The organism is Rhizobium sp. Rhizsp82, assembly GCF_047325115.1.
Lineage (GTDB): Bacteria > Pseudomonadota > Alphaproteobacteria > Rhizobiales > Rhizobiaceae > Rhizobium.
On record NZ_CP168570.1, the window covers coordinates 2423063 to 2438810 of the forward strand.

General features: G+C 59.7%; 18 protein-coding genes. 15 read left to right on the forward strand and 3 right to left on the reverse strand.

The window, feature by feature from the left end; translation table 11 throughout:
- Positions 1-123 precede the first annotated feature (123 nt).
- Positions 124-4335, forward strand: coding sequence for a DNA-directed RNA polymerase subunit beta' (rpoC, locus tag ACEN84_RS16870; protein ID WP_130282491.1), 4212 nt, complete (start codon positions 124-126; stop codon positions 4333-4335).
- Positions 4336-4398: 63 nt separating this feature from the next.
- On the opposite strand, the gene ACEN84_RS16875 is transcribed toward rpoC, so the two are convergent.
- Positions 4399-4602: a hypothetical protein gene (locus ACEN84_RS16875; protein ID WP_130282489.1), complete on the reverse strand. Its 204-nt coding sequence runs from the start codon at positions 4600-4602 to the stop codon at positions 4399-4401.
- 131 nt (positions 4603-4733) lie between these two features.
- Entirely contained in the window at positions 4734-5444 is a 711-nt protein-coding gene (locus ACEN84_RS16880) for an acid phosphatase (protein WP_413709325.1), read from the reverse strand.
- A 173-nt stretch (positions 5445-5617) separates the two neighbouring features.
- On the opposite strand from ACEN84_RS16880, the gene ACEN84_RS16885 reads away from it, so the two are divergent.
- Complete coding sequence (locus tag ACEN84_RS16885) at positions 5618-5872, forward strand: type II toxin-antitoxin system ParD family antitoxin (protein ID WP_199630022.1); 255 nt, start codon at positions 5618-5620, stop codon at positions 5870-5872.
- Entirely contained in the window at positions 5869-6171 is a 303-nt protein-coding gene (locus ACEN84_RS16890; RefSeq protein ID WP_413709326.1) for a type II toxin-antitoxin system RelE/ParE family toxin, read from the forward strand. Before ACEN84_RS16885 ends, ACEN84_RS16890 begins: the two co-directional genes overlap by 4 nt.
- A gap of 11 nt (positions 6172-6182) precedes the next feature.
- Here the strand turns inward: ACEN84_RS16890 and ACEN84_RS16895 are convergent, their stop codons facing one another.
- Positions 6183-6476 carry a transcriptional regulator gene (locus ACEN84_RS16895; RefSeq protein ID WP_112716928.1) on the reverse strand — a complete coding sequence of 98 codons (294 nt, stop codon included), beginning with the start codon at positions 6474-6476 and terminating at the stop codon, positions 6183-6185.
- A 496-nt stretch (positions 6477-6972) separates the two neighbouring features.
- On the opposite strand from ACEN84_RS16895, the gene rpsL reads away from it, so the two are divergent.
- The 12 genes from rpsL to rpsC all read left to right on the forward strand — a co-directional run bounded on the left by rpsL (position 6973) and on the right by rpsC (position 15738).
- Positions 6973-7344: a 30S ribosomal protein S12 gene (gene rpsL / locus ACEN84_RS16900; RefSeq protein WP_003547537.1), complete on the forward strand. Its 372-nt coding sequence runs from the start codon at positions 6973-6975 to the stop codon at positions 7342-7344.
- Positions 7345-7421: 77 nt separating this feature from the next.
- A complete protein-coding gene (gene rpsG, locus ACEN84_RS16905) occupies positions 7422-7892 on the forward strand; it encodes a 30S ribosomal protein S7 (RefSeq protein WP_112716896.1) in 471 nt (156 codons plus the stop codon).
- Positions 7893-7921: 29 nt separating this feature from the next.
- Positions 7922-10021 carry an elongation factor G gene (fusA, locus tag ACEN84_RS16910; protein WP_112716894.1) on the forward strand — a complete coding sequence of 700 codons (2100 nt, stop codon included), beginning with the start codon at positions 7922-7924 and terminating at the stop codon, positions 10019-10021.
- Between the two features lie 68 nt (positions 10022-10089).
- Complete coding sequence (gene tuf, locus ACEN84_RS16915; RefSeq protein WP_130282487.1) at positions 10090-11265, forward strand: elongation factor Tu; 1176 nt, start codon at positions 10090-10092, stop codon at positions 11263-11265.
- Positions 11266-11576: 311 nt separating this feature from the next.
- Entirely contained in the window at positions 11577-11885 is a 309-nt protein-coding gene (rpsJ, locus tag ACEN84_RS16920; RefSeq protein ID WP_003547547.1) for a 30S ribosomal protein S10, read from the forward strand.
- Positions 11886-11919: 34 nt separating this feature from the next.
- The gene (gene rplC, locus ACEN84_RS16925) at positions 11920-12561 is read left to right on the forward strand and encodes a 50S ribosomal protein L3 (RefSeq protein WP_008521348.1); all 642 of its coding nucleotides are present in this window, start codon (positions 11920-11922) and stop codon (positions 12559-12561) included.
- Positions 12562-12574: 13 nt separating this feature from the next.
- The gene (gene rplD, locus ACEN84_RS16930) at positions 12575-13195 is read left to right on the forward strand and encodes a 50S ribosomal protein L4 (RefSeq protein ID WP_112711471.1); all 621 of its coding nucleotides are present in this window, start codon (positions 12575-12577) and stop codon (positions 13193-13195) included.
- On the forward strand, positions 13192-13485 hold the full coding sequence (locus ACEN84_RS16935) for a 50S ribosomal protein L23 (protein ID WP_112711472.1): 294 nt from the start codon (positions 13192-13194) through the stop codon (positions 13483-13485). Before rplD ends, ACEN84_RS16935 begins: the two co-directional genes overlap by 4 nt.
- An 11-nt stretch (positions 13486-13496) precedes the next feature.
- Complete coding sequence (gene rplB, locus ACEN84_RS16940; protein ID WP_112711473.1) at positions 13497-14333, forward strand: 50S ribosomal protein L2; 837 nt, start codon at positions 13497-13499, stop codon at positions 14331-14333.
- A gap of 15 nt (positions 14334-14348) precedes the next feature.
- Positions 14349-14627: a 30S ribosomal protein S19 gene (rpsS, locus tag ACEN84_RS16945; protein WP_007531666.1), complete on the forward strand. Its 279-nt coding sequence runs from the start codon at positions 14349-14351 to the stop codon at positions 14625-14627.
- Positions 14628-14629: 2 nt separating this feature from the next.
- A complete protein-coding gene (rplV, locus tag ACEN84_RS16950) occupies positions 14630-15019 on the forward strand; it encodes a 50S ribosomal protein L22 (RefSeq protein WP_007531667.1) in 390 nt (129 codons plus the stop codon).
- Positions 15019-15738, forward strand: coding sequence for a 30S ribosomal protein S3 (gene rpsC, locus ACEN84_RS16955; protein ID WP_018857109.1), 720 nt, complete (start codon positions 15019-15021; stop codon positions 15736-15738). Before rplV ends, rpsC begins: the two co-directional genes overlap by 1 nt.
- Positions 15739-15748: the final 10 nt, after the last annotated feature.

The following is a 15748-nucleotide window of genomic DNA, read 5'->3' on the forward strand; positions in this document are numbered from 1 at the left end:
GCCGGGCAGGGACGATTTCGCCGCATTCTGCGGTTATTGTCGTTTTGAGCGTTGGCGCGGCTCCCGGGATTTGCCGCCGTCGATCGCAAGCTAAGGGCGCATCCGCCCATGAAGGAGACAGGCATGAACCAAGAGGTCATGAATCTTTTCAATCCGCAGGTGCCTGCACAGAATTTCGATAGCATTCGAATTTCTATCGCATCGCCGGAGAAGATCCTCTCCTGGTCCTACGGCGAGATCAAGAAGCCGGAAACCATCAACTACCGTACGTTCAAGCCGGAACGCGACGGTCTCTTCTGCGCGCGCATTTTCGGACCGATCAAGGACTACGAATGCCTGTGCGGCAAGTACAAGCGCATGAAGTACAAGGGCATCATCTGCGAAAAGTGCGGCGTCGAAGTCACGCTGTCGCGCGTTCGCCGTGAGCGCATGGGCCATATCGAGCTCGCCGCTCCCGTTGCCCACATCTGGTTCCTGAAGTCGCTTCCGTCGCGCATCTCGACCCTGCTCGACATGACGCTGAAGGATGTAGAGCGCGTTCTCTACTTCGAAAACTACATCGTCACCGAGCCGGGCCTCACCGCGCTCAAGGAGCACCAGCTCCTGACGGAAGAAGAGTACATGCTGGCCGTCGACGAATACGGCGAAGACCAGTTCACCGCCATGATCGGTGCTGAAGCCATCTACGAGATGCTGGCATCGATGAACCTCGAGAAGATCGCTGGCGATCTGCGCTCCGAGCTTGCCGACACCACGTCGGATCTCAAGCAGAAGAAGCTGATGAAGCGCCTGAAGATCGTCGAGAACTTCATGGAATCGGGCAACCGTCCGGAATGGATGATCATGAAGGTCGTCCCGGTCATCCCGCCGGACCTGCGCCCGCTCGTTCCGCTCGATGGCGGCCGTTTCGCGACGTCGGATCTGAACGATCTGTACCGCCGCGTCATCAACCGTAACAACCGTCTGAAGCGCCTGATCGAACTGCGCGCTCCGGGCATCATCATCCGCAACGAAAAGCGCATGCTGCAGGAATCTGTGGACGCGCTGTTCGACAACGGCCGCCGTGGCCGCGTCATCACCGGCGCCAACAAGCGTCCGCTGAAGTCGCTGTCCGACATGCTCAAGGGCAAGCAGGGCCGCTTCCGTCAGAACCTGCTCGGCAAGCGCGTCGACTATTCCGGCCGTTCGGTCATCGTGACCGGTCCGGAACTGAAGCTGCACCAGTGCGGTCTTCCGAAGAAGATGGCGCTCGAGCTCTTCAAGCCGTTCATCTACGCCCGCCTCGACGCCAAGGGTTACTCCTCGACCGTCAAGCAGGCCAAGAAGCTGGTTGAAAAGGAAAAGCCGGAAGTCTGGGATATCCTCGACGAGGTCATCCGCGAGCATCCGGTTCTCCTGAACCGCGCACCGACGCTGCACCGCCTGGGTATCCAGGCCTTCGAACCCACCCTGGTCGAAGGCAAGGCCATCCAGCTGCACCCGCTCGTCTGCACGGCCTTCAACGCTGACTTCGACGGTGACCAGATGGCCGTTCACGTGCCGCTGTCGCTCGAAGCCCAGCTCGAAGCCCGCGTCCTGATGATGTCGACGAACAACATCCTGCACCCGGCAAACGGTGCACCGATCATCGTTCCGTCGCAGGACATGGTTCTCGGCCTCTACTACCTCGCGATCATGAACCAGAACGAGCCGGGCGAAGGCATGGCCTTCTCCGATCTCGGCGAGCTGCATCACGCGCTTGAAAACAAGGTCGTGACGCTGCACACCAAGATCCGCGGCCGCTTCAAGTCGATCGGCGAGGACGGCAAGCCGTACTCGAAGATCTATGAAACGACTCCGGGCCGTCTGCTCATCGGCGAACTCCTGCCGAAGAACGGCAAGGTGACCTTCGACGTCTGCAACCAGGAAATGACCAAGAAGAACATCTCCAAGATGATCGACACGGTCTACCGTCACTGCGGCCAGAAGGACACGGTCATCTTCTGCGACCGCATCATGCAGCTCGGCTTCGCCCATGCCTGCCGCGCCGGCATTTCGTTCGGCAAGGACGACATGGTCATTCCGGAAACCAAGGCAAAGATCGTTGGCGACACCGAAAACCTGGTCAAGGAATACGAGCAGCAGTACAACGACGGCCTGATCACTCAGGGCGAGAAGTACAACAAGGTCGTTGACGCCTGGGGTAAGGCTACCGAAAAGGTCGCTGAAGACATGATGGCCCGCATTAAGGCTGTCGAGTTCGATCCGAACACCGGCCGCCAGAAGCCGATGAACGCCATCTACATGATGTCGCACTCGGGTGCCCGTGGTTCTCCGAACCAGATGCGCCAGCTGGGTGGCATGCGCGGCCTCATGGCCAAGCCGTCGGGCGAAATCATCGAAACGCCGATCACGTCGAACTTCAAGGAAGGTCTGACCGTCAACGAGTACTTCAACTCGACCCACGGCGCCCGTAAGGGTCTCGCAGACACCGCTCTGAAGACGGCTAACTCCGGTTACTTGACCCGTCGTCTCGTCGACGTCGCGCAGGATTGCATCGTCAACCTCGTGGATTGCGGCACCGACAAGGGCCTCACCATGACCGCCATCGTCGATGCCGGTCAGGTCGTTGCTTCGCTCGGCGCACGTATCCTCGGCCGTACGGCTCTTGACGATATCGATCATCCGATCACCGGCGAGCGTCTTGTCGACGCTGGCAAGATGATCCTTGAGCCCGATGTCATCGAGATCGAAAAGGCTGGTATCCAGTCGATCCGCATCCGTTCGGCTCTGACCTGCGAAGTTCAGACGGGCGTCTGCTCGGTCTGCTACGGCCGCGACCTTGCTCGCGGTACGCCTGTCAACATGGGCGAAGCAGTCGGCGTCATCGCGGCTCAGTCGATCGGCGAGCCGGGCACGCAGCTCACCATGCGTACGTTCCACCTTGGTGGTACGGCAAACGTGGTCGACCAGTCGTTCCTGGAAGCCTCGTACGAAGGTACGATCCAGATCAAGAACCGTAACGTTCTGCGTAACTCGGAAGGCAACCTCGTTGCCATGGGCCGCAACATGACCGTCCAGATCCTGGACGAGCGTGGCGTGGAGCGCTCCTCGCAGCGCGTCGCCTACGGTTCGAAGCTGCATGTCGACGAAGGCGACAAGGTCAAGCGCGGTCAGCGTCTGGCAGAGTGGGACCCCTACACCCGTCCGATGATGACGGAAGTAGCCGGTACCGTTCAGTTCGAAGACCTGGTCGACGGTCTCTCCGTTCTCGAAGCGACCGACGAATCCACCGGCATCACCAAGCGTCAGGTTATCGACTGGCGCTCGACGCCGCGCGGTTCCGACCTGAAGCCGGCAATCGTCATCAAGGACGCCAGCGGCAATGTCATGAAGCTTTCGCGTGGTGGTGACGCCCGCTTCCTGCTCTCGGTCGACGCCATTCTGTCGGTCGAGCCGGGCACGAAGGTTTCCCAGGGTGACGTTCTCGCACGTTCGCCGCTGGAAAGCGCCAAGACCAAGGACATCACCGGTGGTCTGCCGCGCGTTGCCGAATTGTTCGAAGCCCGCCGTCCGAAGGATCACGCCATCATCGCTGAGATCGATGGTACGATCCGCCTCGGCCGCGACTACAAGAACAAGCGCCGCGTCATCATCGAGCCGGCGGAAGACGGTGTCGAGCCGGTCGAATACCTGATCCCGAAGGGCAAGCCCTTCCACCTTCAGGAAGGCGACTATATCGAAAAGGGTGACTACATCCTCGACGGTAACCCGGCTCCGCACGACATCCTGGCGATCAAGGGCGTCGAGGCACTCGCTTCGTACCTGGTCAACGAAATCCAGGAAGTCTACCGCTTGCAGGGCGTTGTCATCAACGACAAGCACATCGAAGTGATTGTCCGTCAGATGCTGCAGAAGGTGGAAATCACCGATGCAGGCGACTCGACCTATATCGTCGGCGACAACGTCGATCGTATCGAGCTCGAGGACGTCAACGACGGCCTGATCGAGCAGGGCAAGAAGCCTGCTTACGGCGATCCGGTTCTGCTCGGCATCACCAAGGCGTCGCTGCAGACCCCGTCCTTCATCTCCGCCGCGTCCTTCCAGGAAACGACGAAGGTGCTCACGGAAGCTGCGATCGCCGGCAAGACCGACGGCCTGCAGGGTCTGAAGGAAAACGTCATCGTCGGCCGCCTCATCCCGGCTGGTACCGGCGGTACGATGACACAGATCCGCCGCATCGCCACGTCGCGCGACGAGATGATCCTCGAAGAGCGCCGCAAGGGCAGCGGTGCAGAATCGGCCACGCCGATGCTGCAGGACATGGCTGCCGAAAACGCTCCGGCCGCCGAATAAGCGACCAGCGTCTTGGAAATCGACAACCGCCCGGAGCAATCCGGGCGGTTTTTCTTTTAGGGCTTAGGAAAAGTGCGGGATCGTCCCGCGCATGGCTGCATCGCGCAGTAGAAGCAGCAGCATGAAGACGGCGGTGATGCCGATGACGACCGAGATCCGCTTCATCCGCCGCTTTCGCTCCTCATCGCCCGGCGGCCGCCGCCCGCATTGTGGGCAGATCAGCAGGCCCGGCGGGATCTCCCGCTCGCAATATTCGCATTGAGCCATCGGTGCCTCCCCAGGACAGTGCAAATGTCTCCGGTGAACGGCAAGGGTGCCGAAAAGTTCAGCTCGTCAGATTTCAGCAAAGCAAAAGGCCGCAGCTTTCGCCGCGGCCTTCAGATCATATGCTGGCGATATCACATGCCGAGAACGGTGCGCAGCTCGGTGCGGGCGGCTTCGTATTCCGCCTTGTAGTCATCATGCTGCATGATCGTCTGTGCTGTCGCGATACCGGCAATGCGGCCAGCTTCGATATCGGTTGGGTAGTGGATGCCGCCGATGACACGGTTCCAGCCGTATTCCCAGGCGCGCGCCATGATCGCGTCCTTCTTCTCCGGAACCATGTTGGAGAGAACGACGCCCATCAGCGTGCCGAGCGTCGTGTGGCCTGACGGATAGGAACCGGACTTGGAGAGCGGAACGACCGGCTTGACGAGATCCGGATAGAGGAGGTGAGGGCGGGTGCGCTTCCAGACGTCCTTGGCCGGATCAACGACCGCGGCTTCGGTCTCGACGATCCGGTCGAAGAAGGCGGAGAACTTCGGCAGGTTCTCCTGGGTGAACTTCGGATTGTCGATCACGTCGGCATAGCGCCAGACATTCTCTTCTGCATCGCCAACGGCGCGGGCTTCCATCTCGGGCGTGCGCGTCACCTGGATCTTCAGGAGTTCGCCGATCTCGGCCTTGGTCTTGGCGGAATCATTGGCCGGCGGCGGCGGCAGCAGGTTCAGCAGGTTGACTTCGGTATTGTCGGTAAAGGGCTTGGCCTTCTCTTCGGCAAAGGCCGGGGCCGAAAAGGCAATCGCGGCCGCGAGGCCGAAAGCAACGAATTTGGAAATGGAACGCATCGGGAGACTCCTTGGGGGCAATAATGCATCCCGCGGGTAACCGAGGATTGTTTGGCGAAGATGACAGAACGGTGTCAGAGGCTGCGGCATATTGGCCGCGGACCGTTGGCACGCATGCAAGCCGGACTTGCCAAAGAACAAGACCGGTCCGATAATAGTTATCGGAGGCTGCTATGGCTCAAAGCGTTGAACTTGGAAATCTGGAAGCGGTGGTAAAGCGGCTCGTCGAAAGCGGCCGCTACAACTCGAAGAGCGAGGTATTGCGCGAGGGCGTGCGCCTGGTCGAGGAGCGCGAGAAGCAGCTCGCTCTCATGGATGCAGCGCTGGCACGGGGCAGGGCGGATATCGAAGCGGGCCGCGTCCATGCCGCAGAGGATGTCTTTGCCGAGATGAAGGAGCGCTACAAGCGCATGGCGGATGGCGAATGAAACTGGTCTTTGCGGAAGAAGCCCGCCGGGACCTGTTCGCTATAGGCGACTACATCGCCAAGGATAATCCGCGCCGCGCCCTGTCTTTCGTCGAGGAGATCGAATGGCACTGCAAGCGGATCGCCGATCATCCGCTTGCCTATGCTCTGGTGCCGAGACACGAGGCGTCCGGCATTCGCCGCGCTGTGTATGGCCGCTACAATATATTCTATACGGCGGGTGAGGGCACCGTTCACATCCTGCACATAGTCAGCGGCGCGATGAATTATGAAGCGGTGCTGTTTCCGGGCGGCGATTAGGTCGCCGCTTGTCAGCTGAAGCGGATGATCGAGACTTCGCCCTCGAGGGCGCCCTGATAGGCCGAGGCGTGCGGTTCTTCTTCCGGCACTTCGGTCAGCATGCCGATCTGGTCGAGGTCGGCTTCGATGAAGCCTTCTTCGGCGAGCGCGTTGAGCGCCTCGCGCACCGCGCTGTCGTCGTCGGCGGCCTTCAGCATGACGTGCAGGTCGACGCCTTCGCTGCCATCCGTCTCGTAGCCCTTGCCGATGATGATGAAGATCATCGGGCCTTCGGAATTGTTGTCATTGTCTGGGCTCGCGATCATGCTCATGTCCTTCGGGTATGTGACGATTCGAAAATACGAATCCGCTCTCAGCGGATTTCGCTTGCAATCGCCGATTCCTTAGCGGCTTTTCATGTCGGCCCCAAGTTGAACTTGGCCGGGTGCTTCAAAATTCCGCTGGAACCCCTGCAAAGAGGGCGATAGCCCGGCATTTCAAGGCATTCCGTTAAAGATTATTTCCGGCGCGGCCTTGACGTAGGTGAGGGAAACCAGTAGTACCCGCGCCATCGGAACCCATGTGAGGCATGGCTTTCTGGGGCGCCTTGCCCTGGAGTTCTCCTCAAACAAGGTTCGAAACGCACGTTGAAGATATGATGCCTGCACGCATGACGCATGTCTTTTGCGTCCTCTGCCCTCGGTGGTCCATCTGCGAAAGCGGATCGGGCCACGTTTTGCGCATTGAGACTAGCGTGTGATCTTGCCGGAGACGGCGCGATTTACGCCCGAAAGGGTACAGATTAACGTAAGGGATGGTTGAATGCCTACCGTAAACCAGCTTATCCGCAAGCCGCGTCAGGCGAACGTAAAGCGCAATAAGGTTCCTGCTCTGCAGGAAAACCCGCAGAAGCGCGGCGTCTGCACCCGCGTCTACACCACGACCCCGAAGAAGCCGAACTCGGCTCTCCGTAAGGTCGCCAAGATCCGCCTGACCAATGGCTTCGAAGTCATCGGCTATATCCCGGGCGAAGGTCACAACCTGCAGGAACACTCTGTCGTCATGATCCGTGGCGGCCGCGTCAAGGACTTGCCGGGCGTTCGTTACCACATCATCCGCGGCGTTCTCGATACCCAGGGTGTCAAGAACCGCAAGCAGCGCCGTTCGAAGTACGGTGCGAAGCGTCCGAAGTAATTTCGGTTTTGAAATCCCCGGCGCTGCGCGAGGTTCTCCGCGTGGTTGAGCGCCCTAACAATTAAGAGACGAGAAGTATGTCCAGACGTCACAGAGCAGAAAAGCGTGAAATCAACCCGGATCCCAAGTTCGGCGATCTGGTTGTCACGAAGTTCATGAATGCCATCATGCTCGATGGTAAGAAGTCCGTTGCTGAAAGCATCGTTTACGGCGCATTTGACTCCGTACAGGGCAAGTCCAAGCAGGAGCCGCTGGTCGTTTTCCACGCCGCTCTCGACAACATTGCCCCGCACGTCGAAGTCCGTTCGCGCCGCGTCGGTGGTGCGACCTATCAGGTTCCGGTTGATGTCCGCCCTGAGCGCCGCCAGGCCCTTGCTATTCGCTGGCTGATTACCGCTGCACGCAAGCGCAACGAAACGACCATGATCGATCGTCTGTCGGGCGAGCTTCTCGACGCATCCAACAACCGTGGTTCCGCGGTCAAGAAGCGCGAAGACACGCACAAGATGGCTGACGCCAACCGTGCGTTCTCGCATTATCGCTGGTAATCCCGAACGGTATCGAAAGGCAGTCCATTATGGCTCGCGAATATAAAATCGAAGACTACCGTAATTTCGGTATCATGGCGCACATCGACGCCGGCAAGACGACGACGACCGAGCGTATCCTTTACTACACCGGCAAGTCGCACAAGATCGGCGAAGTGCACGACGGCGCAGCCACCATGGACTGGATGGAGCAGGAGCAGGAGCGTGGCATCACGATCACCTCTGCTGCCACCACGACCTTCTGGAAGGGCCGTGACGGCAAGATGCGCCGCTTCAACATCATCGACACCCCCGGCCACGTCGACTTCACCATCGAAGTCGAGCGTTCGCTGCGCGTTCTCGACGGTGCTATTGCTCTTCTCGATGCCAACGCCGGCGTTGAGCCGCAGACGGAAACCGTCTGGCGTCAGGCTGAGAAGTACAATGTTCCGCGCATGATCTTCTGCAACAAGATGGACAAGACCGGTGCGGACTTCTACCGCTCTGTCGAGATGATCAAGACCCGTCTCGGCGCAACGGCTGTCGTCATGCAGCTGCCGATCGGCGCAGAAAGCGACTTCAAGGGCGTCGTCGACCTGATCGAAATGAACGCTCTCGTCTGGCGCGATGAATCGCTCGGCGCCCAGTGGGACGTCGTCGAAATCCCGGATGACCTGAAGGCCAAGGCTGAAGAATATCGCGAAAAGCTGATCGAGACCGTTGTCGAGATCGACGAAGAAGCGATGGAAGCTTACCTGAACGGCGACATGCCGGACAACGACAAGATCCGCGCCCTGGTTCGCCGCGGCACGATCGACGTCAAGTTCCACCCGATGTTCTGCGGCACCGCCTTCAAGAACAAGGGCGTTCAGCCGCTGCTCGACGCCGTCGTCGACTACCTGCCGTCGCCGCTCGACATTCCGGCCATCAAGGGCATCGACTTCAAGACCGAAGCCGAAATCGAGCGTCACGCTGATGACGCCGAGCCGCTCGCGATGCTGGCGTTCAAGATCATGAACGACCCCTTCGTCGGTTCGCTGACCTTCGCTCGTATCTACTCGGGCAAGCTCGAAAAGGGCGTATCCGTCATCAACACGGTCAAGGACAAGCGCGAGCGTGTCGGCCGTATGCTGCAGATGCACTCCAACTCGCGTGAAGACATCGAAGAAGCCTTTGCAGGCGACATCGTTGCTCTCGCCGGCCTCAAGGAAACCACCACTGGCGATACGCTCTGCGATCCGCTGAAGCCGGTTATCCTCGAGCGCATGGAATTCCCGGAGCCGGTCATCCAGATCGCGATCGAGCCGAAGTCCAAGGGCGACCAGGAAAAGATGGGCCTCGCGCTCAATCGCCTCGCTGCTGAAGACCCGTCCTTCCGCGTCAAGACCGACCAGGAATCCGGCCAGACGATCATCGCCGGCATGGGCGAACTTCACCTCGACATTCTCGTCGACCGTATGCGTCGCGAGTTCAAGGTTGAAGCCAACGTCGGTGCTCCGCAGGTTGCTTACCGTGAAACGATCACGCGTCAGCACGAAGAAGACTACACGCACAAGAAGCAGTCCGGTGGTACCGGTCAGTTTGCACGCGTCAAGATCATCTTCGAACCGAACCCGGAAGGCGACGACTTCAAGTTCGAATCCAAGATCGTCGGCGGTGCTGTTCCGAAGGAATACATCCCGGGCGTTCAGAAGGGTATCGAAAGCGTTCTGTCCTCCGGTCCGCTGGCTGGCTTCCCGATGCTCGGCGTCAAGGCGACGCTCGTTGACGGTGCCTTCCACGACGTTGACTCGTCGGTCCTGGCGTTCGAAATCGCTTCGCGTGCCTGCTTCCGTGAAGCAGCCAAGAAGGCCGGCGCTCAGCTCCTCGAGCCGATGATGAAGGTCGAAGTCGTAACGCCGGAAGATTACGTCGGCGACGTCATCGGTGACCTGAACTCCCGCCGTGGCCAGATTCAGGGCCAGGAACAGCGCGGTATTGCGATCGTCATCAGCGCCAACGTTCCGCTGGCGAACATGTTCAAGTACGTCGATAACCTGCGCTCCATGTCGCAGGGCCGTGCTCAGTACACGATGACCTTCGATCACTACGCGCCGGTCCCGTCGAACGTCGCAACTGAAATCCAGGCAAAGTATTCCGGTCAGAAGTGACCGGAATACCAATTGACCGATAACAAGAATTAGCGCCCTTCGGGGCCTAGCAAAATGGAGAGCCGAAAATGGCAAAGAGTAAGTTTGAGCGCAACAAGCCGCACGTAAACATCGGCACGATCGGCCACGTTGACCACGGCAAGACGTCTCTGACGGCAGCGATCACGAAGTACTTCGGCGAGTTCAAGGCGTACGACCAGATCGACGCTGCTCCGGAAGAAAAGGCACGCGGCATCACCATCTCGACGGCGCACGTCGAGTATGAGACCCCGAACCGCCACTACGCGCACGTCGACTGCCCCGGCCACGCCGACTACGTCAAGAACATGATCACCGGTGCCGCACAGATGGACGGCGCGATCCTGGTTTGCTCCGCTGCTGACGGCCCGATGCCGCAGACCCGCGAGCACATCCTGCTCGCTCGCCAGGTTGGCGTTCCGGCTATCGTCGTGTTCCTCAACAAGGTCGACCAGGTTGACGACGCCGAGCTTCTCGAACTCGTCGAGCTCGAAGTTCGCGAGCTGCTGTCGTCCTACGACTTCCCGGGCGACGACATCCCCGTCGTCAAGGGTTCGGCTCTGGCCGCTCTCGAAGATTCCGACAAGAAGATCGGCGAAGACGCGATCCGCGAGCTGATGGCTCAGGTCGACGCCTACATCCCGACGCCTGAGCGTCCGGTTGACCAGCCGTTCCTGATGCCGATCGAAGACGTGTTCTCGATCTCGGGCCGTGGTACGGTTGTTACGGGCCGCGTCGAGCGTGGTATCGTCAAGGTTGGCGAAGAAGTCGAAATCGTCGGCATTCGCGCCACCTCGAAGACGACGGTCACCGGCGTTGAAATGTTCCGCAAGCTGCTCGATCAGGGCCAGGCCGGCGACAACATCGGCGCTCTGGTTCGCGGTGTTAACCGTGACGGCGTCGAGCGTGGTCAGATCCTGTGCAAGCCGGGTTCGGTCAAGCCGCACAAGAAGTTCAAGGCAGAAGCCTACATCCTGACGAAGGAAGAAGGCGGCCGTCATACGCCGTTCTTCACCAACTACCGTCCGCAGTTCTACTTCCGCACGACGGACGTGACGGGCATCGTCACGCTGCCGGAAGGCACGGAAATGGTTATGCCGGGCGACAACGTCACGGTTGACGTCGAGCTGATCGTTCCGATCGCGATGGAAGAAAAGCTGCGCTTCGCTATCCGCGAAGGCGGCCGTACCGTCGGCGCCGGCATCGTTGCCTCGATCGTCGAGTAATCAGAGAAACGGCCGCCTCCAAGAGGGGCGGCCGATTCGATGACATTATTATGATGTGAGCGGCTCTAGCCGCTTGCTTATTACACAGAAATGTTGCACATGGCGCGCGAGCGCTGTTTGCGTGCTGCTTCGGTTTTCGAAGCGGCGAATAAAACTAACAATAAGGTGGGCTGAAAAGGCCCGAAGAGTGGATAGGGATGCCGTTCCGCGGTGTCCTTCTCGATCTTTGAAACCGGTGGTCCGCCTTAGCGAAAACAAAAAACGCGTCTTGAGAAAGGCGCGCGAAAAACAGAACACAAGGATAATGTCGAATGAACGGCCAAAATATCCGCATTCGCCTGAAGGCGTTCGATCACCGAATTCTCGATGCTTCCACGCGCGAGATTGTGTCGACGGCGAAGCGCACCGGCGCAAGCGTCCGGGGCCCCGTTCCGCTTCCGACTCGCATCGAGAAGTTTACGGTTAACCGGTCCCCACACATCGACAAGAAGAGCCGCGAGCAGTTCGAGATGCGCACGCATAAGCGCCTCCTCGACATCGTAGATCCGACCCCGCAGACGGTAGACGCGCTGATGAAGCTCGATCTCGCCGCCGGTGTCGATGTTGAGATCAAGCTCTGAGCCTGGCTCGAGCGGATTTGGAAGGATTGAACCGATGCGTTCAGGTGTGATTGCACAGAAGGTGGGCATGACCCGCGTCTACAACGACGCTGGCGAACATGTTCCGGTAACGGTACTGCGTATGGACGGCTGCCAGGTCGTCGCAACGCGCACTGTAGAAAAGAATGGCTATACCGCAGTTCAGCTCGGTGCTGGCCAGGCGAAGGTTAAGAACACGTCCAAGGCGATGCGCGGCAACTTTGCTGTCGCTAACGTCGAGCCGAAGGCCAAGCTCCAGGAATTCCGCGTTTCGGAAGACAACCTGCTGGAGATCGGTACCGAGCTCAAGGCTGGTCACTTCGCAGCAGGTCAGCTCGTCGACGTGACGGGCACGACCATTGGTAAGGGCTTTGCCGGCGCCATGAAGCGCCACGGCTTCGGCGGTCTCCGCGCCACGCACGGTGTGTCGGTTTCGCACCGCTCGCACGGTTCGACGGGCTCGCGCCAGGATCCGGGCAAGGTTTTCAAGAACAAGAAGATGGCTGGTCACATGGGCCAGACGCGCGTAACGACTCAGAACCTTGAAGTGGTTTCGACCGACGAAGATCGTGGTCTGATCCTGATCAAGGGTGCAGTACCCGGTTCCAAGGGTGCCTGGATCATCGTGCGCGACGCCGTCAAGTCGGCCGCGAAGTAAGGGAGCCAGACCAATGGAATTCAACGTCAAGACCCTCGAGGGAAAAGACGCAGGGAAGGTTTCTCTCTCTGACGCGATCTTCGGTCTCGAGCCCCGCGAAGACATTCTTGCCCGCGTCATCCGCTGGCAGCTTGCCAAGAAGCAGCAGGGCACGCACCAGGCAAAGGGCCGCGCGGACGTTTCGCGCACCGGCGCCAAGATGTACAAGCAGAAGGGTACGGGCCGCGCTCGTCACCATTCGGCTCGCGCTCCGCAGTTCCGCGGCGGTGGTAAGGCTCACGGCCCGGTTGCTCGCAGCCACGAACACGACCTTCCCAAGAAGGTTCGCGCTCTCGGCCTGCGTCTCGCTCTCTCGGCAAAGCTGAAGTCGGATGATGTCATCATCATCGACAACCTCGTTGCTGCTGAAGCCAAGACCAAGGCTCTGGCCGCTACCTTTGAGACGCTCGGCCTGACCAACGCGCTCTTCATCGGTGGTGCTGAGCTCGACGGCAACTTCAAGCTCGCTGCCCAGAACATCCCGAACATCGATGTTCTCCCGATCCAGGGCATCAACGTTTATGACATCGTGCGCCGCGGCAAGCTCGTGCTTTCCAAGGCTGCCGTTGAAGCTCTAGAGGAGCGTTTCAAGTGACCGATCTTCGCCACTACGATGTGATCGTCTCGCCGGCGATCACCGAAAAGTCCACTCTGGTATCGGAAAACAACCAGGTTGTTTTCAATGTCGCCAAGACGGCGTCGAAGCCGGAAATCAAGGCTGCAGTCGAGGCGCTCTTCGGCGTCAAGGTCACGGCCGTCAACACGCTGCTCCGCAAGGGCAAGACCAAGCGTTTCCGCGGTTTTGCCGGCAAGCAGCAGGACGTGAAGAAGGCTGTCGTAACGCTGGCTGAAGGCCAGACGATCGACGTCTCCACCGGTCTCTGAGGAATAAAACAATGGCATTGAAAACATTCAATCCTACGACCCCGAGCCAGCGTCAGCTGGTCATCGTCGACCGTTCTGGCCTCTGGAAGGGCAAGCCGGTCAAGGCGCTGACGGAAGGTCTGACCAAGAGCGGCGGTCGTAACAACCTCGGCCGTATCACTGCCCGCTTCATCGGCGGCGGTCACAAGCGTACGTACCGTATCGTTGACTTCAAGCGTCGCAAGTTCGACGTCGAAGGCACCGTTCAGCGTATCGAATACGACCCGAACCGTACTGCATTCATCGCGCTCGTCAGCTACACGGACGGCGAACAGGCCTACATCCTCGCTCCGCAGCGCCTCGCTGCCGGCGACAAGGTCATCGCTTCTGAAAAGGCTGTCGACGTAAAGCCCGGCAACACCATGCCGCTGCAGTACATCCCGGTCGGCTCCATCATCCACAACGTGGAAATGAAGCCGGGCAAGGGCGGTCAGATCGCTCGTTCGGCCGGCGGTTACGCACAGCTCGTCGGCCGCGATGCCGGCATGGCGATCCTTCGCCTGAACTCTGGCGAACAGCGCCTCGTCCACGGCTCGTGCCTGGCGACGATCGGTGCCGTTTCCAACCCGGATCACGCCAACATCAACGACGGCAAGGCCGGTCGTACGGTTTGGCGCGGCAAGCGTCCGCATAACCGCGGTGTTGTCATGAACCCGGTCGACCACCCGCACGGTGGTGGTGAAGGCCGCACCTCTGGTGGCCGTCATCCGGTTACCCCGTGGGGCAAGCCGACCAAGGGCAAGCGCACCCGGTCGAACAAGTCGACCGACAAGTTCATCATGCGCTCGCGTCATCAGCGTAAGAAGTAAGAGAGGAAGTCTCCAATGGCTCGTTCAGTATGGAAAGGTCCGTTCGTTGACGGCTATCTTCTCAAGAAGGCTGAGAAGGTTCGTGAAGGCGGACGTGCAGAAGTAATCAAGATCTGGAGCCGCCGCTCCACGATCCTGCCGCAGTTCGTCGGTCTCACCTTCGGCGTCTACAACGGCAGCAAGCATGTACCGGTCAGCGTCAACGAAGACATGGTCGGTCACAAGTTCGGTGAATTCTCTCCGACGCGGACCTACTACGGTCACGGCGCGGACAAGAAGGCAAAGAGGAAGTAACAATGGGCAAGGCAAAAGCCGAACGCCGGCTGAAGGACAACGAGGCGCAAGCAGTCGCCCGCACGCTCCGCGTCAGCCCACAGAAGCTCAACCTGGTTGCTGCGGCTATCCGCGGCAAGAAGGTCGACCGTGCACTCGCTGAGCTGGAGTTCTCCCGCAAGCGCATCGCAGGCGCCGTCAAGAAGACGCTCGAATCTGCGATCGCCAACGCTGAGAACAACCACGATCTCGACGTTGACACGCTTGTCGTAGCAGAAGCCTACGTCGGCAAGTCGATCGTCATGAAGCGTTTCCACGCTCGTGGCCGCGGCCGTGCATCTCGCATCGAGAAGCCGTTCGCGCACCTCACGATCGTGGTCCGCGAAGTGCAGGCACAAGAGGAGGCCGCATAATGGGTCAGAAAATCAATCCAATCGGTTTCCGTCTTGGCATCAACCGTACCTGGGATAGCCGCTGGTTTGCGGACAATGCCGAATACGGTCAGCTGCTGCACGAAGACCTGAAGATGCGCAAGTTCGTCATGAGCGAACTGAAGCAGGCTGGTATCGCCAAGGTCGTCATCGAGCGTCCGCACAAGAAGTGCCGCGTCACGATCCACTCGGCTCGCCCGGGTCTGATCATCGGCAAGAAGGGTGCAGACATCGACAAGCTCCGCAAGAAGCTGTCGGATATGACGAACTCCGAAACGCACCTCAACATCGTTGAAGTGCGCAAGCCGGAAGTCGACGCAACGCTCGTTGCTCAGTCGATCGCCCAGCAGCTCGAGCGTCGCGTGGCTTTCCGCCGCGCCATGAAGCGCGCTGTTCAGTCTGCAATGCGTCTTGGCGCCGAAGGCATCAAGATCACCTGCGCAGGCCGTCTCGGCGGTGCTGAAATCGCTCGTACCGAATGGTACCGCGAAGGTCGCGTTCCGCTGCACACGCTGCGCGCTGACATCGACTACGGCACAGCTGAAGCGGAAACCGCTTTCGGCATCTGCGGCATCAAGGTTTGGATCTTCAAGGGCGAAATCCTTGAGCATGATCCGATGGCCTCCGAGCGCCGCGCACTCGAGGGTGACGCTCAGGGTCCGGCAAGCCGCGACCGCGATCGTCGCCGCGACAACGCTTGATAGCGTTGGT